The following is a 22,018-nucleotide window of genomic DNA, read 5'->3' on the forward strand; positions in this document are numbered from 1 at the left end:
GCCGCGCGTCCGTTTTCCGTTGTGCGACGACAACGGCGTGCAGGCCGGTCCCCGGAAGCCTGAGCGCGCGATGCGGAAAGCCCGCGGCAAGGTGCAGGACCTTCCCACGGGCTTTCCGCTTCCACGACTTGCGGCACTACCTCGCGTCGCTCCTGATCGTCTCGGGCGCTGACGTCACGCGGTCGCCGATCACACGTCGTAGTAGAGCTCGAACTCGTGCGGGTGCGGGCGGAGGCGGATCGGGTCGACCTCGTTCTCGCGCTTGTAGGAGATCCAGGTCTCGATGAGGTCCGGCGTGAACACGCCGCCCTCCAGCAGGTAGTCGTGGTCGGCCTCGAGCGCGTCGAGCACCTTCTCCAGCGAGCCCGGCACCTGCGGGATGTTGCGGGCCTCCTCCGGCGGCAGCTCGTACAGGTCCTTGTCGACCGGCTCCGGCGGCTCGATCTTGTTGCGGATGCCGTCGATGCCGGCCATGAGCATGGCGGCGAAGGCGAAGTACGGGTTGCAGGACGGGTCCGGCACGCGGAACTCGATGCGCTTGGCCTTCGGGTTCGAGCCCGTGATCGGGATGCGGACGCAGGCCGAACGGTTGCGCTGCGAGTAGACCAGGTTGACCGGGGCCTCGTAGCCGGGCACCAGGCGGTGGTAGGAGTTCACCGTCGGGTTGGTGAAGGCCAGCAGCGACGGGGCGTGCTTGAGCAGGCCGCCGATGTAGTAGCGCGCGATGTCCGACAGACCGGCGTAGCCGACCTCGTCGTAGAACAGCGGCTCGCCGTCCTTCCAGAGGGACTGGTGGCAGTGCATGCCGGAGCCGTTGTCACCGAAGATCGGCTTGGGCATGAACGTGACCGTGCGGCCCGCCTGGATGGCCGTGCTCTTGATGATGTACTTGTACAGCATCAGCTTGTCGGCCGTCTGGAGCAGCGTGCCGAACCTGAAGTCGATCTCGGCCTGGCCCGCGGTGCCCACCTCGTGGTGCTGCATCTCGGTCTCGATGCCGGCCTCGATGAGGTTGCGCACCATCTCCGAGCGCAGGTCGGTGAAGTGGTCCATCGGCGGGACCGGGAAGTAGCCGCCCTTGTAGCGCGGCTTGTAGCCCAGGTTGCCGCCCTCGGAGGCCTTGCCGGTGTTCCAGGCGCCCTCGATGGAGTCGATGTAGTAGTAGCCGGCGTTCTGCTTCGTCTCGAAGCGGACGTCGTCGAAGATGTAGAACTCGGCCTCGGGGCCGAAGAACACGGTGTCCGCGATGCCGGTGCCCTTGAGGTACTCCTCGGCCTTGCGGGCGACGTTGCGCGGGTCGCGGCTGTAGGCCTCACCGGTCAGCGGGTCGTGCACGAAGAAGTTGATGTTCAGCGTCTTGTGCTGACGGAACGGGTCGAGCACGGCCGTCGTCGGGTCGGGCAGCAGGAGCATGTCCGACTCGTGGATGGCCTGGAACCCGCGGATCGACGAGCCGTCGAACATGAGGCCGTCGGTGAAGACGTTCGGCCCGAAGTTCTCGGACGGGAAGGTGAAGTGGTGCGTCGTCCCCGGCAGGTCGGTGAACCTGACGTCGACGAACTGCACACCCTCGTCCCGGATGAACTTGAGGACGTCATCGGCTGAGTTGAACACTCTCGAACCTCCCAGGGGCATGGGCCAGCATGCCGAAGGTAGGCCGGTGCCGTTTCCGCCCCGTGTCTCGACTGTTTCGCGCGTGTTAAGGGAAAGCGCTACCCACGCAGGCGCGGCGATAACGTCGGCCCGCCGTTCCCCGGGCTCCATCGTACGGCCTTCTCGCAGGTCAGGACCCTAACGCGGCCGGGCAGCGCGTTTGTCCGGAGAGGCCGGAGGCGCGGTCGTAGGGATCGGCGGGCTCGCCGGACGGCCGCGATCCTTGCGGATCGCCGGGGAACCGCGGGTGAACGAATCCGTCATCCTCGGTGCAATTCGCGCCGAAGACCGCCGATTCGTCCGCGGCCAGCCAGACGACGAGCCCGCCGTCCTCCCGGTATGCGCTGAACTCGTTCCTGTGGTGCTCGACGATCCTCGTCACCGTCGAGGGGGCGCCGGGGCGGCTGACCGGATGGACGAACAGGTAGTCCGCCTCGATCGTGACGCCTCCGCCGGCCCTCTTGGAGATCGTCGTCTCGCCGGAGACCTTCACGACGTCCCCGGCCGGTTCGGCCGTGCCCGGGGCGAGGCTGAACAGCCAGGACCGGGTGCCGGAAGGGCCGCTGTCGTCGAGGCGGCGCAGGAACGCCTCGCGCTGCCGGGGATGCAGCAGGCGGATGAACTCCTCGGGGCGCTCGCCCCGCACCGCCGCGGGGTCGAGGTGCGCGGCGGACAGCAGTCGCCGTACGCGTGACAGGGCCCGGCCGACCTCCTCCCGCGTGAGCCCGCCGAGGGCGCGCGCCGCGGGCATGACCAGCCCCTGCTCCCCGTCGGCGTAGTCGGCGGCGGGAGTGCCGGCGAAGAGGCCGGCGGGCGGCGCCGGGACGGGGCCGTGGTCGAACAGGCCTTCCTCGCCGTCGGGGATCGGCGTCGTCACGGGCGCCTGCCGGGCGATCACCGGGCCGGAGACGATCAGGTCCTCGTTTCCCGCGGGCGAGCGGGCGATGCGGAGCTTGTCCAGGACGTCCGGCCGCATGGTGACGACGAGCCCCACGAGCACGATCAGGCCCGCGATCGCGACCAGCACGGCCGGGCGGCGGCGCCGGCCCGGCATGAACGAGTCCGACTCGGCCGCCGCGGTCATCCGCCGGATCTCGTCCTCGTCGAACTGCGCGACCAGCGCCTCGAAGCGCGCGTCGATGTCATCCGGGTCCGCCGGCCGCACGGTTCCCTCCAAAGCGTTCATGTCGGAACGATTCACGATAACCGGGATTTCATGCGATGGCCTGCCCATGATGTCCGGCTTCGCGGGCGGACGCCAGACCGGTGCCCCTCCCCGATACGCTGGGAAACCATGAGTGACCGGCAGCCGCGATGGACGCAGACCTGGATGGGGGGCCCGCGGGCCGCCGGGGTGGACCTCGGATACCCGGGGCAGCGCCTCGGTCTGCCCGAGCAGGGCCCCGGATCGGTCGCGGGGTGGGGGCGCAGGATCGGCGCCGTCGTCGTCGACTGGCTGCTGTGCACCTGGGCCATCGCCGGGGGCCTGCTGCGCTTTCAGGGCAACGACGTCGCCTCGGTCGGTCTCGGGATCTTCGCCGCGGAGTACGTCCTGCTGGTCGGCACGATCGGCATGACGCTGGGGATGCGTCTGTTCGGCATCCGCGTGGCCGGGCTCGACGGCGGGCGGCCGAGCTTCTTCGGCGTGCTGGTCCGCACGCTGCTGCTGTGCCTCGCCGTGCCCGCGCTCATCTGGGACCGCGATCGGCGCGGCCTGCACGACCGCGCGAGCGGAACGGTCGTGGTCGACCTCTGACCGGACGACCGGAACCGGACCACGCGGCGCCGGTCGCCCGGGCCCGCGGGGCGGCCGGGGTCATGGTTCGACGAGACCGGCGCGGATGGCGTAGCGGGTCAGTTCGAGCCGGTCGCGCATGCCCAGCTTCTGCAGGATGTTCGCGCGGTGCCTGTCGACCGTCTTCACGCTGATGAAGAGCGTCTCCGCGATCTCCTTGGCGGAGTTGCCCTCGGCGATGAGTTTGACGATCTCCTCCTCTCTCGGCGTCAGGATGCTGTCCGGCATGCGCTCACCCTGCCGGGCGCGCTGGAGGTAGTCGCGGATGAGGGCGGTGACCGCGCCGGGGTAGAGGAAGGGCTCTCCGCGCATCGCCGCCCGGCAGGCCTCCAGGAGGTCCTGGTCGGCGACCGACTTGAGCACGTAACCGGAGGCGCCGGCCTTGAGCGCCTCGAAGAAATACTGCTCGTTGTCGTACATCGACAGGATCAGTATGCGGATGCCGGGTGCGCGCCGTGAGATCTCGCGTGCCGCCTGGATCCCGGTCATGCGGGGCATCGCGATGTCCAGGATGGCGAGGTCGATCTCCTCGGAGCGGGCGGCCTCGACCGCCTCGGCCCCGTCGGCGGCCTCCGCGACCACCGTGAGATCGGGTTCCGCGTCGAGGATCAGCCGCAGCCCGCGGCGGACCAGCGCGTGATCGTCCGCCAGCAGGATGCGGGTCGTGCGGCTCTCCACGGCTCAGCTCTCCTCAACCGCGTGCGGGGGTATGACCAGGCGCACGTCCGTGCCGCCGCCGGGCGGGGAGTCGACGGTCAGCCGGGCGCCGATGAGAAGGGCGCGCTCGCGCATTCCGCGGATGCCGGCGCCCTCCTTGCGCGCGCCTCCGCGCCCGTCGTCGCTGATGCGCAGCATGACCTGTCCCCTCTCCTGCCTGAGTGACAACTCCACATGGCGGGCGTGCGAGTGCCTGGCCACGTTCGTCAGTCCCTCCTGTGCGATCCGGTAGAGGACGAGCTCGACCTCTCCGCTGAGGGCGGGCAGGCCGGTGTCGACCTCACGGGTGACCGGGATCCCGCTCGCCTGCGAGAAGTCGCTGCCGAGCGCGCTCAGCGCACTGTGCAGCCCGAGGTCCTCCAGGACCCCGGGCCGCAGCCGTCTCGCCACCTGCCGCACCTCGTCCAGGCTGGCCCGGACCGTCTCCTGGGCGGAGCACAGCTCATCCCGGAGATCCTCCGGCGCCCGGTCGACGACGCGCTTGAGCCCCAGCAGCGCCACGGTGAGGCTCTGGCCGATCTCGTCGTGCAGCTCGCGTGCGATCCGCCGTCGTTCCCCCTCCTGCGCGGCCAGCGCGTACGCGCTGCTGGCGCTGCGCTCGGCTTCGAGACGTTCGAGCATCTCGTTGAACGTGCCGATCAGCTGGGCGAGGTCGCCGTTGCCGCTGTCGGTGAGCCGGTCGCCCGCCCTCAGCAGGTCGACCCGCCGCATGAGGGTGGTGAGCGCGTCGAGCGGGGCCAGGCTCTTGCGGATCAGCAGCGCGTTGGCCGTGATGATCAAAGCCAGCCCCACGGTCAGGACCGGAATCTCGGTCAGCAGGACCGGTGAGGACACCGTGGCCGGGGAGAGCGCGAGCACGAACGTCCCGACGGTGAAGACCAGGCCGTTGATCGCGAACAGCCGCCAGAACAGGGCCCGGGCCGGGTGCCGCGGCTCCCTCGGCGGCCGGCCGGTCCGCCGGTCGGTGTGCTCCTTCACGGCTGACAGCCTGCTCGTTCTCGTACGGAGGTGTCCATGCGGGGTGCCTCCCATCTTCTGGGTGTCCCTACATGTCTTACCTCTCCCGATATGGGTGCCCGACCCGATGGTGGTGGCCCACGGCCGTCTCGAAGACTGGAGCACAGACAGCGACGGCTCGTCCGCTGGGCCGGCGGGCGTCGCGACCCGCGCGGAAGAGGCGCGGAACCGGCCCTGATCCCGGCCTGTCACCGATCGGAGGCACCTGAGATGGACGTGACCCGCGTCACCCTGCCCGGCGTCGCCGCCGTGTACCAGTGCGTCACCCGCGACGGCCGGCGCTTCGGCGTGCTCGTGGAGAAGTCCGGCCGTCGCCGGCTCCTCGTCTACGACCCCGCGAAGCCCGACACGCCACTCCAGGCGATCATCCTGGAGCAGCGCGAGGCCGATCAGCTCGCCGACATCCTGCACAGCGGGCCCGTCCTCGATCGGCTCGCCCGCCTCGAACGCCGCTTCGCCGAGTTCACCGAGGCGGCTCGGTGACCATGCCGCACACACTCCGACCTTCCGACAGATGTGGTGATCTGATGCAAGCGCGCGACGTCGTCGTGAACCTGCCGACGGTGACCGTCCACGACCCCGTCGCCCGGGCCGTACGGATCATGGTGCTGAACCGGATGCCCGGATTGATCGTGGTGGACGCCGGGAGACGGCCGGGATGGGTGCTTCCCGGCACCCAGGTCCTGCGTCTCGCGGTTCCCGGGGCCTATCAGGAGGACCCGGCCCTGGCCCGGGCGATCGACGAGGCCCACGCCGACCGCTTCTGGCAGGAGCTGGCCGGCATAACGGTGGGAGACTGCCTGCCGCCCCAGCCGCCCAGACCGGTGACGGTGCCCCTCGACGCGACCCTGCTCGAAGTGGCCGCCCTCATGACCCGGCTGCGCAGCCCCATCGCCGCGGTCGTCGGCCGCGACGGCACCCTGGCCGGGGCGATCACGCTGGAGCGGCTGCTCACCAGTCTGGCGCTTGTCCCGCCGGGCGACTGACCCCCGCCGCGGGAGCCGCGGGACCGCCCCGCGCTTTCCGGCCGCCGTCCTTTCGGCCGCCGTCCTCGTCCCTTCCGCCGCGTCGCGTCACGCGACATGTCCGTGATCCGGAGGTTCGATCATTCACCGCTCCGTCATGCCGCCGTCGTCGCGGCGCCTTCACCCCGGCACGCCGTGCCGGAAGTCCGTACGACGCTCGCTCACCCCCGGACCTCCGGGACGCCGCACGTGAGCGCCGTCGCATCCTTCACGATCTTCCTGACGGCTTTCGCCTTCATCGCCTCGGAGAAGGTGCACAAGGTCAAGGTGGTCCTCGTCGCCGCCGGCGCGATGGCCGTGCTGGGGCTGATCCCGGGCGACGAGGTGTTCTTCTCCGAGACCGCCGGCATCGACTGGAACGTCGTCTTCCTGCTGCTCGGCATGATGATCATAGTCGGTGTCGTCAAGCACACAGGGGTCTTCGACTACCTCGCGATCTGGGCGGCGAAGAAGTCCAAGGGCCGGCCGTACCGGCTGATGATCATGCTGATGGTCATCACCGCGATCGCCTCGCCGTTCCTCGACAACGTCACCACGATCATGCTCGTCGCACCGGTCACCGTGGTCGTCTGCGACCGGCTGCGCATCCCCGCCCAGCCGTACCTGATCGCCGAGGTCCTCGCGTCCAACATCGGCGGCGCGGCGACGCTCATCGGCGACCCGCCCAACATCATCATCGGCAGCCGTGTCGGCCTGACGTTCAACGACTTCCTGGTCCACATGGCACCGGTCGTGGTCGTCATCTTCGTCGTGTTCGTGCTGCTCACCCGGGTGCTGTTCCGCGGGTCGTTCCGTTACGACCCGGATCGCGTGGCCGCGGTGATGGCGTTGCAGGAGCGACGGGCGATCACCGACCCGCGCCTGCTCGCGCGGTGCCTGATCGTCCTCGGCGGGGTCGTCGCGGGGTTCTGCCTGCACTCCGTGGTGCACGTGGAGCCGTCGATCGTCGCCCTGGTGGGCGCGGGGGTGATGCTGCTGGTGTCCCGCGCCGACGTGCAGGAAGTCCTGCGCGAGGTCGAGTGGGGCACCCTGGTCTTCTTCATGGGCCTGTTCGTCATGGTCGCCGGGCTGGTGAACACGGGTGTCATCGCGACGATCGGCGGCTGGGCCGTCGGCGCGCTCGGCGACGACCACTTCCTCGCGGCCACGGCGCTGCTGTTCGGGTCCGGCGTGCTCGGCGCGTTCTTCGACAACATCCCCTATGTCGCCACGATGGTGCCCGTCGTCGAGGAGATGGTCGCGCAGGTCCCGGACGCGCGGACCGGGCAGGCGCTGTGGTGGTCCTTCGCCCTGGGGGCCGACTTCAGCGGCAACGGCACCGCGGTGGCGGCGAGCGCCAACGTCGTGGCCGTCGGCATCGCCGCCCGGACCGGCCACCGCATCGGCTTCTGGCAGTTCACCAGGTACGGCATCCTCGTCACCGCGCTCAGCATCACGATGGCCTGGGTGTACGTCTGGCTGCGTTACTTCGCCTGATGCCGGGCTACGACGCGGCCCTGACGCACTGGAAGATCGCCGTGCCGGGCAGCAGGCGGCCGCGCAGCGGACTCCAGCCGCCCCACGCACGGTCGTGGCCCGGCGGCCACTCCGGCTCGGTCAGGCCGGTCAGCACGAGGCCGGAGGCGGCGATCAGGCCCACCCAGTCGCCCATCGTCCGGTGGTGCTCCACGTAGGACGGCTCGCCGTCCTCGCCGAACTCCACGTACGGCGACCGGTCGAAATAGGGGCGGTCGGCGGTCAGGCCGCGCGGGCCCGGATCGTCGGGGAAGGCCCACCGGACGGGGTGGCTGACGGAGAACACGAACCGGCCGCCCGGGCGCAGCACCCGGCGCACCTCGGCCAGCACCGCCCCGGCGTCGGCGACGAACGGCAGCGCTCCGTAGGCCGAGCACACGAGGTCGAACGACCGGTCCGCGAACGGCAGCGTCTCGGCGTCGGCCTGGACGACGGGCAACCGCACCCCGGCGGACATGTCGATCCGCCGGGAGTGCTGCAGCTGCCGGTGGGACAGGTCGACGCCGACGGCCGCCGCGCCCCGCCCCAGCAGCCATCGGCCGCACTGGCCGGCGCCGCAGCCGATTTCGAGGACCCGGCGCCCGGCCACGTCGCCGAGCAGCCGGGCCTCGGCCTCGTCCAGCCCTTCCGGGCACCACACGAAGCCGTCGTCGCGGAGGAACCCGCCGTGCTCGGCCTGGTACTCGTCGGCCGCGCCGTCCCACCAGCCCCGGTTGGCCCGGGAGGTCTGCGACCGGGAGACCGGCCGCCTTCCCACGAGGTTCAACGTCGTCAGCGCATCTTGGGGCCGCGCGGCATGCGGGCGCCCTTGGGAATGGGGCCCTTCGGCATCGGAACGGCCGGGGTGAGCGCACGCATCCGGTTGTTGACCTCGGACACCGCGCCCTTCTTGAGGTTGCGGGGCAGCTTCATCATGTGCCGCTGAAGCTTGGCCAGGGGGACCTGGCCCTCGGCGTCACCGCACTGGACGTCGTACACGGGCACGTCGATCGCCACTCGCTGGACACGCTTCTTCTCCGCGACGAGCATGCGCTGCACCCGGTTCGGCGGGCCCTCGGAGACCAGGATGACCCCGGGGTATCCGACGACCCGGAAGACGAGGTCCTGGTCGCGGTTGACCGCGACCGGCTTCTCCTCGACGTACCAGGTGCCGCGCAGGCTCTGCAGGATCGCGTACGTCGCCCCCGGCTGGCCGTGGAGCATCGAGTACTGCGACCTCTGCGCGAAGCGGCTGAAGACGATCATCCCGACCAGTACGGCGGCGAAGACGCCGAACACGATCCACGTCCAGCTGAAGATCACGCCGATGACGACGAACAGGACGAGCGTTGCCAGAGCCGACGCGTAGACGATCGGCATGCCCTTGGGGTTTGCCTGTTGAATGATCTTTGCGACCATCCGGAGCTGCTTGAGGCGTCCCGGAGCCGCTGCGTCTTTCGCCATGGTGTGAAGGATACAAACGCCGAGCTGACTTAATGAAAACGAGACTCGCCCACGCGGGCGGCGACGGCCTGCTGGTACAGACGGCCGGCCCGGTAGGACGAGCGCACCAGCGGACCGGACATGACGCCGGCGAAACCGATCTCCTCGGCCTCCCGCTGGAACTCCACGAACTCCTCGGGCTTGACCCAGCGGTCCACGGGGTGGTGGCGGGGGGTCGGGCGCAGATACTGGGTGATCGTCACCAGGTCGCATCCGGCCTCGTGGAGGTCGCGCAGCGCCTGGGTGACCTCCTCCCGTTCCTCGCCCATGCCGAGGATGAGGTTCGACTTGGTGACCAGCCCGGCCTCGCGGGCCATGCTGATGACCTGCAGCGAGCGCTCGTACCGGAACGCGGGCCGGATCCGCTTGAAGATCCGGGGCACGGTCTCGATGTTGTGCGCGAAGACCTCGGGCCTGCTGGAGAAGACCTCTTCGAGCTGGCCGTGGTCGCCGTTGAAGTCCGGCACCAGCAGCTCGACGCCGCAGCCGGGCACCATCTCGTGGATCTGCCGGGCGGTCTCCGCGTACAGCCAGGAGCCGCCGTCGGGCAGGTCGTCACGGGCGACGCCGGTCACCGTGGCGTAGCGCAGGCCCATCTGAAGCACCGACTCGGCGACCCGGCGCGGTTCGTCCCTGTCGTACTCCGCCGGCTTGCCGGTGTCGATCTGGCAGAAGTCGCACCGCCGGGTGCACTGGTCGCCGCCGATGAGGAAGGTCGCCTCGCGGTCCTCCCAGCATTCGGAGATGTTGGGACAGCCCGCTTCCTGGCACACGGTGTGCAGCCCCGCGCCCTTCACCAACGACTTGATCTCGTTGTAGTTGGGGCCGTTGCGCAGCCGCGTCTTGATCCACGGCGGCTTCTTCTCGATGGGGGTCTGGCTGTTGCGCACCTCCAGGCGGAGGAGCTTTCGGCCTTCAGGAGCGACGGTCATTCGACTTCCTTCGCAGCACTCCGCGGCAGCGGTCCGCGGGCCCGGGGTCCGAGCGGGAACACGGGGCCCGGCGCCGTACGCGGGCCTGCGTGCCTGTCGGAACGCTCGTTCACAAACCCAGCTTATTACCTGCTTTCACCGGAACCTCCGGAGGAAGCCCGGCCCTCTGGCCTCTCGCGCCGGAGGCGGCGGCGACGTGGGGAACCTCACGCGTGAGGGCGCGATTTCCGGCCCGGCGATCAGGTGCCGTGGGACAGCTCCCGCACCGCGCGGGCGAGGTGACGGGACAGCTCGGCGTCGATCCGGTCCGACTCGCCGGGGCCGAGACCCACCGGGCCGAGACCCACCGGGCCGTCGCCGACGCCGGCGGATTCGAGGAGGACGGCCCGCAGCGCCGCCGGGGGCTCCGCCTGCCAGGCGCCCTGCCCGGCGAGGGAGTCCTCCCGCCGTGCGGTGATCAGTTCGCGGCCGGCGTCGCCGGAGAGCACGGCGCGGCGGATCTCCTCGGCCGTCTCCCCGCGCCTGGCCGCGGCCATGACCGGAGTGAGGCGGCTTTCCGCCATGGTGAGCGCGTCGAGGTATTCGACGACGGCGCGCGACGAGACGGCGCGGGCCGCGACCTGGTCGGCGTAGTGGACGGCGTGTTGTGCCTGGACGGAGACGAGCCGGCGCAACGCGAGCTCGGCCAGCAGGAGCGGCCACACCAGCACCCATCCGGCGACCTTGCCGATCGCCTGCGACGCCATCCTGCCCCCCGGTCCGCCGTGGTGCGCCAGCAGGGGGTCGCCGAAGTCGGGGAACCGGTCCACCCGCATGTCCACCAGGGCGTGCCGCCACTTGCCCGTGGTGACGAGCGCCGCCGGGACGAGCAGGCCGCGCCCGGGGTCGCCGCTGACGTCGCGCGCGAGCTCCGCGCCGAGCATGCCCGCCCGCTCGCGCGGCGTCAGGGTGAGCAGCAGTGGGAGGCCGACGAGCAGCACGGGCCGCCGCCGCACCCTGCCCAATGCGCTGCCCAACCGGAAAAATGCAATCGACTGCAACCTTGCAATAGAGTGCAGGAATGGCCGAGGGGCTACGAGAGCGCAAGAAGCGGCAGACCCGGCAGCGCATCGCCGAGGTGGCGGTCGGGCTGTTCGTGGAGCGCGGCTTCGACAACGTCACGATGGCAGAGGTCGCGCAGGCCGCCGAGGTCTCGGTCAACACCGTCTACAACTACTTCGAGGCCAAGGAGGACCTGGTCCTCCCGCCCGAGGAGGCGTCGCCCCGGCGGCTGGCCGACATCGTGCGGGAACGGCCGCCGGGGCAGCCGGCGGCCGTCGCGGTGCTGGAGCGCCTGCGCCGGGAGATCCACGGGCGCGAACGCAGCGTCGGGCTGAGCGCGGGATTCGGGCGTGTCCTGGAGATGATGCGGGCCGCCCCCACGCTGACCGCGCGGCTGGAGGACCTCGGCCGTCAGATGACCGAGGCGCTGGCGGTCATTCTGGCCGAGGAGACCGGCGCGGACGCCGGTGATCCGCTGCCGCGCGTGGTCGCCTGGCACATCGGCTGCCTCCACTCGCTGGTGTACGCCGAGATCGGGCGGCGTACGGCGGCGGGGGAGAGCCCGGACGCCGTCGCGGCCGCCGTGCTGGAGTTGCTCGACGTCGCCGAGGGCCTCCTGGGCGAGCGCGTCCGCACCTACGCCGTACGAGAGGGATCAACGTGTTCAGAGTGACGATCAGAGGGAAGTTCGGGGGCCTCGACGACGCTGGCCGGGTCGCCGTGATGGCGGCGGGCGGCGCCGCCTACACCGAGGACGGCTCGTTCACCCACGACGCGAGCGTGTCCGCCTTCACCTTCCGCTGCCAGGTGCCCGCGGGCCCGGACGACGGCGAGGACGAGGCCGCGCTGGGGGCGATGGCCGCGCTGGACGCGCACGGGCACCCGTACGAGATCCTGCGGATCGCGGTGACCGACATGCGCCAGATCAAGATCCGCCGCAAGGGCCGCGGCGTGTAGCCGTGTCCCGCGGTTGTGGGAAGGCGCCGCACGGACGGCGGCGGCGGGCGCGAGGCGGCCCGCCCGTCAGGTGAGATCCTCCTCGTACAGGTCGTACGGCTCCTGGCCGAGTGCCTCGGCGAGGCGCTTGCCGGCGAACGGGATGACCTCGTCGACCGTGATGCGGCGGCCGGTCTCGGCCGACAGCGACGTGACGCCGGCGTCGTCACCGGTGATGCGGGTGTACCAGCTCAGGTCGTTGACGCAGTTGAGCGCGAAGCCGTGCATGGTGACCCCGCCGGAGACCCGGATGCCGATCGTGCCGATCCTGCGGTCGGGCAGCCCGTGCCCGGGATCACCGGGCACCCACACCCCGCCGCGGCCCTCGACCCGCCGCGCCGTCAGCCCGAAGTCGGCGCAGACCTGGATCAGGACCTCCTCCAGGGAACGGACGTAGGAGACCACGTCGCCGATGCGGATGATGGGGTAGCAGACGAGCTGACCCGGACCATGCCAGGTGATCTTCCCGCCCCGGTCCACGTCGATGACCGGCGTGCCGTCGACCGGCCGCTCGTGCGGCAGCGTCCGCTTGCCCGCCGTGTAGACGGGGGCGTGTTCCAGCATGAGGCACAGGTCGGAGATCTCGTCGGCCGCCCGCCGGGTGTGCAGCCGCCGCTGCAGGGTCCAGGCCTGCTCGTACGGTACGTCGACCCCCAGGCGGACGATGGCCACGCCCTTCACATTCCCATCGCCCTTCACGGTCACAGCGTAGAGGTCAGCAGCCGGGGCTCGATACGCAGCTCCTTGACCGAGGGACCGTCCCGTTCGATCCGGTAGGCGTACCCCTCGGGGTCGATGGTCACGGCCTGGATGAACTCGGTGCCCACGTAGTGCAGCGCCACGCCCTCGTCGGCGGCGTACCCCTCGGGCAGCTCGCCCGACGCGACCGACTCGTGCAGCAGCGCCCGCCGCTGCGGGTCGGAGTTGTAGTGGACGCCGCAGGAGTGGGGGAGCAGGGCCAGGCCCTCGGCCCAGGGGCGCAGCCGCGGCCCGAACGAGTCGGTGTTGCCGCCGACGTGCCAGCACAGCGCGCCGGCGCTCTGCCCGGACAGCACGATCCCGGCCCGCCACGCCTCGGCGAACGCCTCGTCCAGGCCGTGCAGCCGCCACAGCGCGGCGAGGTTGGCGACGCTGCCGCCGCTCACGTAGATCGCGTCCTGCTCCAGGATCCACTCGCGGGGGTCCTCGACGTTCGGCATCGGGAAGACCGTCAGGTGGCTCACCTCGACGTCCCAGCGGGCGAACGCGCCGTACATCTTGAGCAGCCAGTCGGCGTCGTCGCCGGTGGCGGTGGCGAGCAGGCCGAGCTTGGGCCGGTCCTGCCCGGTCAGGTCGAGGACGTAGCGCAGCAGCGCGGTCGGCTCGACGAACCCGTACCGCTCCGTCTGCCGGAATGATCCGCCTCCGATGGCGACGATGTGCGACTGCCCGATGCGGCTCATGCCCCACCACTCCCGTTCCCGGATCGAATGACTCTTCAGAGTACGGCGGCCAAAGCCTCGCCGATGGTGGGATGGGCGAACCGGTGACCTGCGTCGAGCAGCCGCCGGGGGAGCACCCGCTGCCCGGCGAGCAGGGCCTCGTCGGCGAACTCCCCGAGCGCGAGGCGCAGCGCGAACCGCGGGGCCGGGACCGGCATCGTCGGGCGCTTCAGCGCCCTGGCGAGCGCGGCGGTGTAGTCGGCGTTGGTCACCGGCTCGGGAGCCGTGAGGTTCACCGGCCCGGCCAGTTCGCGGGCGAGCAGGAAGCGCACCGCGCCGACCCAGTCGGGCAGCGAGATCCATGAGACGTACTGCCTGCCGCTGCCGAGCACGGCGCCCGCGCCCATCTTGAAGATCGGCAGCATCCGGGCGAGCGCGCCGCCCCGGCCGGTGAGCACCATGCCGCTGCGCAGCAGCGTCACCCGCACGCCCGCCTCCCCGGCGGGCTCGGTGGCCGTCTCCCAGCCGCGTACGAGATCGGCGAGGAAGCCCCGGCCCGGCGGCGCCGACTCGTCCACCTCCCGGTCGCCGGTGTCGCCGTAGAAGCCGATCGCGGAGGAGGACAGCAGCACCCGTGGTCCCCCCTCCGCCCGGGCCAGCGCCTCGGCGAGGGTGCGCGTGCCGCCGACGCGGCTGTCCACCAGCTCCCGTTTGTACGCCTCGGACCACCGCCGGTCGCCGATCCCGGCGCCGGCCAGGTGGACGACGGCGTCCGCGCCCTCCAGCGCCGCCGGATCGAGTATCCCGTTCGCCGGGTCCCAGAAGCGCTCGTCGGGCCCGGCGGGCGTGCGCCGTACAAGCCGGCGCACCTCGTGCCCGTCGGCGCGCAGCGCGCCGACCAGGGCCGTTCCGAGCAGTCCAGAAGAGCCCGTCACCACTGCCGTCATCGTCTCCACGCACAGTTCACTACCACGCGGGGAGCGGTTTCACCGCGCGACGGGCGCGCTGATCGAGCCGGGCGCGGCAGGAAATCCGGGACGTCGCTCCCGCCGCCGGCGCACGCGCCGCAGGAGGGCGGACTGTGCCGTCCGGCTGCGCCGTCCGACTGTGCCGTCCGACTGTGCCGTCCGACTGTGCCGTCCGGCTGCGCCGTCCGACTGTGCCGTCCGACTGTGCCGTCCGACTGTGCCGTCCGGCTGCGCCGTCCGACTGTGCCGGCTGGATGGGCCGCCCGGCTGTGCCGTGGACCTGCCGGAAAACGGCGAGGGCCGCCCCGCGACGTGCGGGACGGCCCAACGGCGTCGGGGCGTGCGGCTCACGCCGGCCCCGGGCGTACGGCTACGCCAGGCCGAGCTGGGCCTCGAAGCGGCCCTCCTCGAGACGGTGCTTGATCGTCGTGAGGAAACGGGCGGCGTCGGCGCCGTCCACCAGGCGGTGGTCGTAGCTGAGCGCCAGGTACACCATCGAGCGGACCGCGATGACCTCGCCCTCCGGCGTGTCCACGACGACCGGGCGCTTGACGACCGCGCCGGTGCCCAGCATGCCGACCTGCGGCTGGTTGAGGATCGGCGTGTCGAACAGCGCGCCCCGGCTGCCGGTGTTGGTCAGCGTGAACGTGCCGCCGGTGATCTCGTCCGGGCTCACCTTGTTGGTGCGGGTGCGCTCGGCGAGGTCGGCGATCTTACGGGCGAGCCCGGCGATGTTGAGGTCGCCCGCGTTCTTGATCACCGGGACGAGCAGGCCGCGCTCGGTGTCGGTCGCGAAGCCCAGGTGCTCGACGTCGAAGTAGGTGACCTCGTTGGTCTCGCTGTTGATCGTGGCGTTCAGCTTCGGGTGCTGCTTGAGCGCCTCGATCGCCGCCTGGGCGAAGAACGGCATGAACGACAGCTTCACGCCCTCGCGCCGCAGGAACTCGTCCTTGGCCCGGTTGCGGAGCTGCGCGATGCGGGTGACGTCGACCTCGACCACGGTGGTGAGCTGGGCCGAGACCTGCAGCGACTCCACCATGCGCTTTGCGATGGTCTGCCGCAGGCGCGACATCTTCTCCGTACGGCCGCGCAGCGTGGTGTCGGCCTGCACCTCGGGAGCCGGGGCGGAGGCGGCGACCGGGGCGGCGGGCGCCTGGGCCGGGGCGGCGGGCGCCGCCTGCGGGGCAGCCGGAGCGGCGGCAGCGGCGGCGGCCTGCTCACGCTGCACCCGGGCGGCCTCGATGACGTCCTGCTTGCGGATCCGGCCGCCGACGCCGGTGCCGGTCAGCGCGTCGAGGTCGACGCCGTGCTCGGCGGCGAGCTTGCGGACCAGCGGCGTGACGTACGGGCTCTCGCCGGACGGCAGCGGGGTCGGCTCGCTCGGCTGCGCGGCCGGGGCGGGCGCCTGCGGCTGCGGAGCCTGCTGAGCCGGAGCCTGCGGAGCCGGGGCGGGCGCCTGGGGCGCCGGCTGCGGCGTCACCACGGCGGGCGCGGGCTGCGGGATCGACGAGATCGGCGCGGGCTCGGGCGCCGCCGCCTGCGCGGGGGCCGGAGCGGGCTCCGGCTCGGGCTCGGGCTGCGGGGCGGGAGCCGCGGGCTCGGCGGCGGCCGGAGCGGCGCCCGCCTCGGAGTCGATCAGGGCGAGCTCGGCGCCGACCTCGACCGTCTCGTCCTCGGCAACAATGATCTTGGTGAGGTAACCCGCGGACGGCGAAGGGATCTCGGTGTCGACCTTGTCGGTCGACACCTCGAGGAGCGGCTCGTCGGCCTCGACGCGGTCGCCTTCCTTCTTCAGCCAGCGGGTGACGGTGCCCTCGGTAACGCTCTCGCCGAGCTGGGGCATGGTTACGGAGACCGGCATGGTGTGTCTTCTCTCGCGTTCGCTAGGAGGGCTTCAGTTGTGGACGTGCAGCGGCTTGCCGGCCAGGGCCAGCATCGCCTCGCCGAGGGCCTCGGACTGGGTCGGGTGCGGGTGGATGAGCTGGGCGACGTCGGTGGCCGTGGCCTCCCAGTTGAAGATCAGCTGGGCCTCCGCGATCAGCTCGCCCACCCGGCTGCCGACCATGTGGACGCCGAGCACGCGGCCGTCGCGCTCGGCGACGACCTTGACCTCGCCCTGGGTCTGCAGGATCTTGCTCCTGCCGTTGCCGGCGAGGTTGTAGTTCAGCTCGACGACGTCGTGACCGCGCTCGCGGGCGACCGACGTGGCGACACCCACCGACGCGACCTCGGGCTCGGAGTAGGTGATGCGGGGCACGCCGTCGTAGTCGATCGGCACCGGGTTCAGGCCGGCGATGTGCTCGGCGACCAGGATGCCCTCGGCGAAGCCGACGTGGGCGAGCTGCAGCGTGGGGATCAGGTCGCCCACGGCGTAGACGCCCGGCACGCTGGTCTGGCAGAACTCGTTGACGAGCACGTAGCCGCGCTCCATCGTGACGCCGTTCTCCTCGTAGCCGAGGCCGGCCGAGACCGGGCCGCGGCCGACGGCGACCAGCATGATCTCGGCGTCGAGGGTCTTGCCGTTCTCCAGGGAGACGACGACCCCGGTGTCGGTGGTCTTGACGCTCTCGAACCTGGCGCCCAGCTCGTACTTGATGCCGCGGCGGCGGAAGGCGCGCTCCAGCAGCTTGGAGCTGGACTCGTCCTCCAGCGGCAGCAGGTGCGGCAGCGCCTCGACGATCGTGACCTCGGCGCCGAACGAGCGCCACACGCTGGCGAACTCGACGCCGATCACGCCGCCGCCCAGGATGACGACCGAGGACGGGACACGGTCGAGGACCAGCGCGTGGTCGCTGCTGATCACCTTCTCGCCGTCGATGTCCAGGCCGGGCAGCGACTTCGGCACGGAACCGGTCGCCAGCACGACGTTGCGGCCCTCGTACACCTGGTCGCCGACCACGACGCGGTTGGGGCCGGCCAGGCGGCCCTCGCCCTCGACCACGGTGATCTTCTTGCTCTTGATGAGGCCGGCCAGGCCCTTGTACAGGCCCCCGATCACCTTGTCCTTGTACGCGTGGACGCCGGGGACGTCGATGCCCTCCAGCCGGGTGCGGACGCCGAACGACTCGCCTTCGCGAGCCTGGTCGGCGAGCTCGGCCGCGTGCAGCAGCGCCTTGGTGGGGATGCAGCCGCGGTGCAGGCAGGTGCCCCCGACCTTGTCCTTCTCGATGAGGACGACGTTCATGCCGAGCTCGGCCGCCCGCAGGGCACAGGCGTAACCACCGCTACCGCCACCTAGGACGACGATGTCGTAGGGGCCGCTGCCATCAGCCACTGGAATGCTCCTTGGTCGTATTCGCACCGCCGGATGGACCCGGCAGCATCTTTTCACTTGTCCCGGAAGTTCGTGGCCCCGCCCCGTGCCCGCGGGCCCGCCGCGGCGGAGCCGTCTTCCTGTTTAAACAGCCTGCGCGGACGTGCCGTTCCCCGCGTAGCGTTCGGCGACGGCGACGAGCGTGCGGGTCAGCGCGCCGGTGCCGCCCTTGGGCGTGTAGCCGTGCGGCTCGGCCTTGTTGAACGCGGGCCCGGCCATGTCCACGTGCGCCCACGGGACGCCTTCGGGGACGAACTCGCGCAGGAAGATGCCCGCGGCGAGCATGCTGCCCCACCGCTCGGGCTGGAGGTTGGCGATGTCGGCGACCGCGGAGTCGAGCCCCTTGCGCAGTTCGGCGGGCAGCGGCATGCCCCAGGCGCCCTCGCCCTGCTCGCCGGCGATGCGGACGATCTCCTCGCGCAGATCGTCGTCGTTGGCCATCACACCGGCCGTACGCCACCCGAGCGCCACGATCTGGGCGCCGGTCAGGGTGGCGACGTCGATGATCACGTCGGGCTCGTCCTCGGCGGCGCGGGCGATGCCGTCGATCAGCACCAGGCGGCCCTCGGCGTCGGTGTCGAGCACCTCGACGGTCTTGCCGCTGTAGGTGTGCAGGACGTCGGAGGGGCGCTGGGCGCTGCCCGAGGGCATGTTCTCGGCCAGGCAGAGGTAGCCGACCGCGTTGACGCGCAGGCCCAGCCGGGCGATCGCGACGAGCGCGCCCAACACGGCTCCCGCACCGCCCATGTCGGACTTCATCCAGTCCATGGAGGCGGAGGGCTTGAGCGACAGGCCGCCGGAGTCGAAGGTGATGCCCTTGCCGACGAAGGCGACCTTCCGGGTGGCCTGGGGGTGGCTGTAGGCCACGCGGACCAGACGCGGCGGATTGACCGAGCCCTGGCCGACGCCGATGATGCCGCCGTAGCCGTCCTCCTTGAGCCTGGTCTCGTCCAGCACCTCGACCGACAGACCGGCCTCGCCGCCCGTCTTCTGGGCGATCTCGGCGAAACGCGCGGGCCACAGGTCCGAGGGCGGCGTGTTCACCAGGTCGCGGACGAGGGTGACCGCGTCGGCGAGCGTGGCCGCGTGCGCGAGGGCCTCCTCGGCCCCGGCCGCGCCGGACAGGACGGTCAGCTCCCCGACCGGCTGCTTGCGGTCACCACCCGTGCGGTACCGCGTGAAGTCGTAGGCGCCCAGCAGGCCGCCCAGCGCCACGGCCTCCGCCTCGGCGGCCGTACGGGCGGGCAGCGCGAGCGCCGCGGACGCCGTACCGGCGAGGGAACGGACGGCCGCCCCGGCCGCGCGGCGCAGGGTCTCCAGGTCGTAGCCGTTCTCTGGGCCGTCCTCTGGGCCGCCCTGCGGCGTGTCGCCGAGGCCCACGGCGACGGCGACGGGTGCGGGTAGCGCCCCGAAAGTCGGGAACTTCGCCACTTCCTCGGCCTTGCCGCTGAACCCCATGGTGGTGAGGATCTCGGCGAGTCGTCCGTCCAGGGCCTGGTCGAGGCCTTCGCCTCCGGGGGCCGGGCGTGGACCCTCCGGGGTCGTGTGGACGCCGATTATGAGAGCACCGGTCTCGATGGAGACCGCGTCAGATGCGTTTATGCGCACTGTGGTCACGTGAGCCGATGCTAGCTGGGCTCACTCGGCTACGCATAAACGAGGGTTCATCCCACCTATCCTCGCGCCGGATGATGCCAATGAAAGTAGCTCCATTCGGACCTTCCTGGCGCATGGTGCTAATGTGAATAGCACCATGTTGCTCACACTCGACCTCAACGATCCGCGGCCCCTGCACGAACAGGTGGCCGCAGCCATCAGGCGCGCGATCGGGGCCGGTGACGTCGCTCCGGGCGACCGGCTGCCGCCGGCCCGCGATCTGGCCCAGGCGCTGGGCGTCAACGCGAACACGGTGCTGCGCTCGCTGCGCGACCTGCGGGACGAGGGCCTGCTGGAGTTCCGCCGCGGGCGAGGCGTGTCGGTGCTGCGACGGCCCGACGGGCGTGAGGTGCTCAGGGCGCGTGCGCGAGAGCTGCTGGATGAGGCGGCCGAGTACGGCGTCAGCGCGGACGAGGTCGTCGCCCTCATCAAGGACATCAGCGAGGAGATGGCATGACCGGCCCCCAGCACGACACCGTGACCGGCTTCCGCACCCGATTCCTGCTGGCCTCCGCGGCCTGGGCCGTCCTGGTCGCCGCCGTGCTCGTCGCGGTGCCGCTGGCGTTCGCCGACCGGCTGCCGGACCCGCTTGCCACTCACTGGGGGGCGTCGGGGCGGCCCGACGGCTCCATGGCGTTCGGGGCCTTCGTGCTCTTTCCGGTCGTGTTGTGGGCCGTCGTCGCGGGGCTCGTCGGCGCAGGCGTCGCGGCGCGGGCCCGCACGCTGGTCCGCCGGGCGCCGCGCGCCTGGGCCTGCGCCGGGCTGGCCTGGGCGGGCGGGTTCGTGGTCCTCATACAGGTCTTCACGATCGCCGCGAACCTCGACCGCGGCGACTGGACCCGCGCGGCGAACATGAGCTGGCAGGTCGCGGTGGTCGTCGCCGCCCCGCTCGTGCTCGGGGCGCTGGGCCGGCTCGCCGGACGGCGCGGCCCCGACGTCTCCCCGGCGGCGCCGCAGCCGGGAGCGCTGATCGACCTGGATCCGGGGAAGCGCCCGGTGTGGGTCTCCACCACTGCCGCGCCCTGGGCGGCCTGGCTCGCGCTCGTGTCCGTCGCCGCCGCGCTGGTCGTCGCGGGCCTGGCCCTGTCCGGCCGGTTCCCCGGCGGCTGGGCCGCCGTGGTGCCGCTCGCCCTGACCGGTGTGGTCGGCGCGGTGCTGTCGTCGGTCTCGGTGCGGGTCGTCCCCGAAGCGCTGACCGTGTCGGTCGGCCCGCTGAGGTGGCCCTCGCGCAGGGTGCGGCTCGACCGCGTGGAGCGGGCCTGGTCGGAGGAACGGTACCCGGGCCAGGTCGGCGGCTGGGGCTATCGCGGCCTTCCCGGACACGCCACCATCATGATTCGCGGTGGCGAGTGCCTGGTCGTCCGGTACACCTCCGGCGGCGAGCTGGCGATCACGGTGGACGACGCCGCCGCGGGCGCCGCCCTGATCAACGCCCTTGCCGCCCGCCGTCGCCCCCCTGCCGGAAGGTGATGACCGTGATCCGGCGCCACGCCGATGTCTGGCTCTTCCTCCTCGTCGCGTTCGGGGTCTCGTGGCTGATCGCGCTGCCCGTCTGGACGGGAGCCGTGCGGTTGGGCACGCCCGCCTTCCAGCTCCTCGGCATCGTGATCATGTTCACGCCCTCCCTGGGCGTACTCGCCGCGCGGTTCGCCCGGCGGCGCGGCACGACGCCGCGGCAGTTCGCGTGGGCGACCGGTCTCACGTTCGGCCCGAAGCGGGGCAGGACCGTCGCGCTCCTGGCGGCGGCCCTGCTCGGCGTGCCGCTCCTCGTGGCCGTCGCCCTCCTGGCCAGCGCCGCCGCGGGCGTCGCGCGCCTCGATGTCGCCGGGCTGAGCCTGTACCGCGCGCAACTGGGCGCGGCCCTCGGCCAGGTGCCGCTGGACCCGCGGGTCCTGTACGTCGTGCAGGCCGTGCAGGCCGTGCTGATCGCCCCGTTCCTCAACGCGATCCCGGCATTCGGGGAGGAGTGGGGCTGGCGGGGCTGGCTGCTGCCGCGCCTGCTCGGCGACCCGGCGGTCTCGCCCGGCCATGGGACGGTGTCGCCGGGCCACGCGCCGGATCCGCCGGGCCCCGCTGCGGGGGAGAGCGGCCCGGGCGAGTGGCGGCCCGCCCGTGTGTGGCCGGCGCTGGTGCTGTCCGGGGTGATCTGGGGGCTGTGGCACGCTCCGCTCACGCTCAAGGGGTACAACTACCCGGCGCTCGGCGCCTGGGCCGCGCCGGTGTTCATCGGCTTCTGCGTGATCTTCGGCGCGCTGCTCGGCTGGGTGCGGCTGCGCTCGCGCAGCGTGTGGCCTGCAGTCGTCGCGCACGCCTCGGTGAACGCCACGACGGGCCTGGCACTGCTCCTCGGCGACGCCGCGGCCCCGCCCAACCCGGCGCTCGCCGGGATCAGCGGGATCGTCGGCTGGGTGCTGCTCGCGGTCGTCGCTCTCGTCGTCCACCGCCTCCGTCCCGTCACCGCGCCGCGCTGACGCGCACGTCACGCGG

23 protein-coding genes are annotated in these 22,018 nt (G+C 71.7%); 9 read left to right on the forward strand and 14 right to left on the reverse strand.

Annotation, left to right across the window (positions count from 1 at the left end; genetic code table 11):
* Positions 1–189 precede the first annotated feature (189 nt).
* Entirely contained in the window at positions 190–1,614 is a 1,425-nt protein-coding gene (glnA, locus tag ACQPZZ_RS13820) for a type I glutamate--ammonia ligase (protein ID WP_030508854.1), read from the reverse strand.
* A 169-nt stretch (positions 1,615–1,783) separates the two neighbouring features.
* A complete protein-coding gene (locus ACQPZZ_RS13825) occupies positions 1,784–2,839 on the reverse strand; it encodes a hypothetical protein (RefSeq protein WP_432932167.1) in 1,056 nt (351 codons plus the stop codon).
* A gap of 108 nt (positions 2,840–2,947) precedes the next feature.
* Between ACQPZZ_RS13825 and ACQPZZ_RS13830 the strand changes: the two genes are divergently transcribed.
* Positions 2,948–3,409, forward strand: a complete 462-nt coding sequence (locus tag ACQPZZ_RS13830; protein WP_363637172.1) for an RDD family protein — start codon at positions 2,948–2,950, stop codon at positions 3,407–3,409.
* Between the two features lie 60 nt (positions 3,410–3,469).
* On the opposite strand, the gene ACQPZZ_RS13835 is transcribed toward ACQPZZ_RS13830, so the two are convergent.
* Complete coding sequence (locus ACQPZZ_RS13835; protein WP_432932169.1) at positions 3,470–4,126, reverse strand: response regulator; 657 nt, start codon at positions 4,124–4,126, stop codon at positions 3,470–3,472.
* A 3-nt stretch (positions 4,127–4,129) separates the two neighbouring features.
* Entirely contained in the window at positions 4,130–5,143 is a 1,014-nt protein-coding gene (locus ACQPZZ_RS13840) for a HAMP domain-containing sensor histidine kinase (protein ID WP_432932171.1), read from the reverse strand.
* 249 nt (positions 5,144–5,392) lie between these two features.
* Here ACQPZZ_RS13840 and ACQPZZ_RS13845 point away from each other — a divergent pair, with 249 nt between their 5' ends.
* The 3 genes from ACQPZZ_RS13845 to ACQPZZ_RS13855 all read left to right on the forward strand — a co-directional run bounded on the left by ACQPZZ_RS13845 (position 5,393) and on the right by ACQPZZ_RS13855 (position 7,683).
* A complete protein-coding gene (locus ACQPZZ_RS13845) occupies positions 5,393–5,665 on the forward strand; it encodes a hypothetical protein (protein WP_432932173.1) in 273 nt (90 codons plus the stop codon).
* A gap of 44 nt (positions 5,666–5,709) precedes the next feature.
* Complete coding sequence (locus ACQPZZ_RS13850; RefSeq protein ID WP_363637164.1) at positions 5,710–6,168, forward strand: CBS domain-containing protein; 459 nt, start codon at positions 5,710–5,712, stop codon at positions 6,166–6,168.
* A gap of 228 nt (positions 6,169–6,396) precedes the next feature.
* A complete protein-coding gene (locus ACQPZZ_RS13855) occupies positions 6,397–7,683 on the forward strand; it encodes an SLC13 family permease (protein WP_432932175.1) in 1,287 nt (428 codons plus the stop codon).
* Positions 7,684–7,690: 7 nt separating this feature from the next.
* On the opposite strand, the gene ACQPZZ_RS13860 is transcribed toward ACQPZZ_RS13855, so the two are convergent.
* The 4 genes from ACQPZZ_RS13860 to ACQPZZ_RS13875 all read right to left on the reverse strand — a co-directional run bounded on the left by ACQPZZ_RS13860 (position 7,691) and on the right by ACQPZZ_RS13875 (position 11,152).
* The gene (locus ACQPZZ_RS13860; RefSeq protein WP_432932177.1) at positions 7,691–8,488 is read right to left on the reverse strand and encodes a class I SAM-dependent methyltransferase; all 798 of its coding nucleotides are present in this window, start codon (positions 8,486–8,488) and stop codon (positions 7,691–7,693) included.
* A gap of 5 nt (positions 8,489–8,493) precedes the next feature.
* Positions 8,494–9,165: a DUF4191 domain-containing protein gene (locus tag ACQPZZ_RS13865; RefSeq protein ID WP_363637159.1), complete on the reverse strand. Its 672-nt coding sequence runs from the start codon at positions 9,163–9,165 to the stop codon at positions 8,494–8,496.
* Positions 9,166–9,194: 29 nt separating this feature from the next.
* Entirely contained in the window at positions 9,195–10,136 is a 942-nt protein-coding gene (gene lipA / locus ACQPZZ_RS13870; RefSeq protein ID WP_363637157.1) for a lipoyl synthase, read from the reverse strand.
* 239 nt (positions 10,137–10,375) lie between these two features.
* The gene (locus ACQPZZ_RS13875) at positions 10,376–11,152 is read right to left on the reverse strand and encodes a hypothetical protein (RefSeq protein WP_432932179.1); all 777 of its coding nucleotides are present in this window, start codon (positions 11,150–11,152) and stop codon (positions 10,376–10,378) included.
* Between the two features lie 44 nt (positions 11,153–11,196).
* On the opposite strand from ACQPZZ_RS13875, the gene ACQPZZ_RS13880 reads away from it, so the two are divergent.
* Both ACQPZZ_RS13880 and ACQPZZ_RS13885 read left to right on the forward strand, forming a co-directional pair.
* Positions 11,197–11,850, forward strand: a complete 654-nt coding sequence (locus ACQPZZ_RS13880; RefSeq protein WP_432932181.1) for a TetR/AcrR family transcriptional regulator — start codon at positions 11,197–11,199, stop codon at positions 11,848–11,850.
* Positions 11,847–12,134: a DUF6204 family protein gene (locus tag ACQPZZ_RS13885; protein WP_432932183.1), complete on the forward strand. Its 288-nt coding sequence runs from the start codon at positions 11,847–11,849 to the stop codon at positions 12,132–12,134. The genes ACQPZZ_RS13880 and ACQPZZ_RS13885 overlap by 4 nt, the downstream gene beginning before the upstream one ends.
* A 66-nt stretch (positions 12,135–12,200) precedes the next feature.
* Here the strand turns inward: ACQPZZ_RS13885 and lipB are convergent, their stop codons facing one another.
* The 6 genes from lipB to ACQPZZ_RS13915 form a co-directional block, all read right to left on the reverse strand.
* Positions 12,201–12,872, reverse strand: a complete 672-nt coding sequence (gene lipB, locus ACQPZZ_RS13890; RefSeq protein WP_363637149.1) for a lipoyl(octanoyl) transferase LipB — start codon at positions 12,870–12,872, stop codon at positions 12,201–12,203.
* Between the two features lie 2 nt (positions 12,873–12,874).
* Positions 12,875–13,615, reverse strand: a complete 741-nt coding sequence (locus ACQPZZ_RS13895) for a Type 1 glutamine amidotransferase-like domain-containing protein (protein WP_432932185.1) — start codon at positions 13,613–13,615, stop codon at positions 12,875–12,877.
* A 35-nt stretch (positions 13,616–13,650) separates the two neighbouring features.
* Positions 13,651–14,541, reverse strand: a complete 891-nt coding sequence (locus tag ACQPZZ_RS13900) for a TIGR01777 family oxidoreductase (protein WP_432932187.1) — start codon at positions 14,539–14,541, stop codon at positions 13,651–13,653.
* Positions 14,542–14,932: 391 nt separating this feature from the next.
* Complete coding sequence (gene sucB, locus ACQPZZ_RS13905) at positions 14,933–16,423, reverse strand: 2-oxoglutarate dehydrogenase, E2 component, dihydrolipoamide succinyltransferase (RefSeq protein WP_432932189.1); 1,491 nt, start codon at positions 16,421–16,423, stop codon at positions 14,933–14,935.
* Positions 16,424–16,456: 33 nt separating this feature from the next.
* Positions 16,457–17,836, reverse strand: coding sequence for a dihydrolipoyl dehydrogenase (gene lpdA / locus ACQPZZ_RS13910; RefSeq protein WP_432932191.1), 1,380 nt, complete (start codon positions 17,834–17,836; stop codon positions 16,457–16,459).
* 123 nt (positions 17,837–17,959) lie between these two features.
* On the reverse strand, positions 17,960–19,492 hold the full coding sequence (locus ACQPZZ_RS13915; RefSeq protein WP_432932193.1) for a leucyl aminopeptidase: 1,533 nt from the start codon (positions 19,490–19,492) through the stop codon (positions 17,960–17,962).
* Between the two features lie 124 nt (positions 19,493–19,616).
* Between ACQPZZ_RS13915 and ACQPZZ_RS13920 the strand changes: the two genes are divergently transcribed.
* The 3 genes from ACQPZZ_RS13920 to ACQPZZ_RS13930 are packed head-to-tail and all read left to right on the forward strand — an operon-like array spanning position 19,617 to position 22,002.
* Positions 19,617–19,988, forward strand: coding sequence for a GntR family transcriptional regulator (locus ACQPZZ_RS13920; protein WP_432932195.1), 372 nt, complete (start codon positions 19,617–19,619; stop codon positions 19,986–19,988).
* Complete coding sequence (locus tag ACQPZZ_RS13925) at positions 19,985–21,001, forward strand: DUF1648 domain-containing protein (protein WP_432932197.1); 1,017 nt, start codon at positions 19,985–19,987, stop codon at positions 20,999–21,001. The genes ACQPZZ_RS13920 and ACQPZZ_RS13925 overlap by 4 nt, the downstream gene beginning before the upstream one ends.
* Before the next feature lie 5 nt (positions 21,002–21,006).
* On the forward strand, positions 21,007–22,002 hold the full coding sequence (locus ACQPZZ_RS13930; protein ID WP_432932199.1) for a lysostaphin resistance A-like protein: 996 nt from the start codon (positions 21,007–21,009) through the stop codon (positions 22,000–22,002).
* Positions 22,003–22,018: the final 16 nt, after the last annotated feature.

The organism is Microbispora sp. CA-135349, from assembly GCF_050947365.1.
GTDB lineage: Bacteria > Actinomycetota > Actinomycetes > Streptosporangiales > Streptosporangiaceae > Microbispora.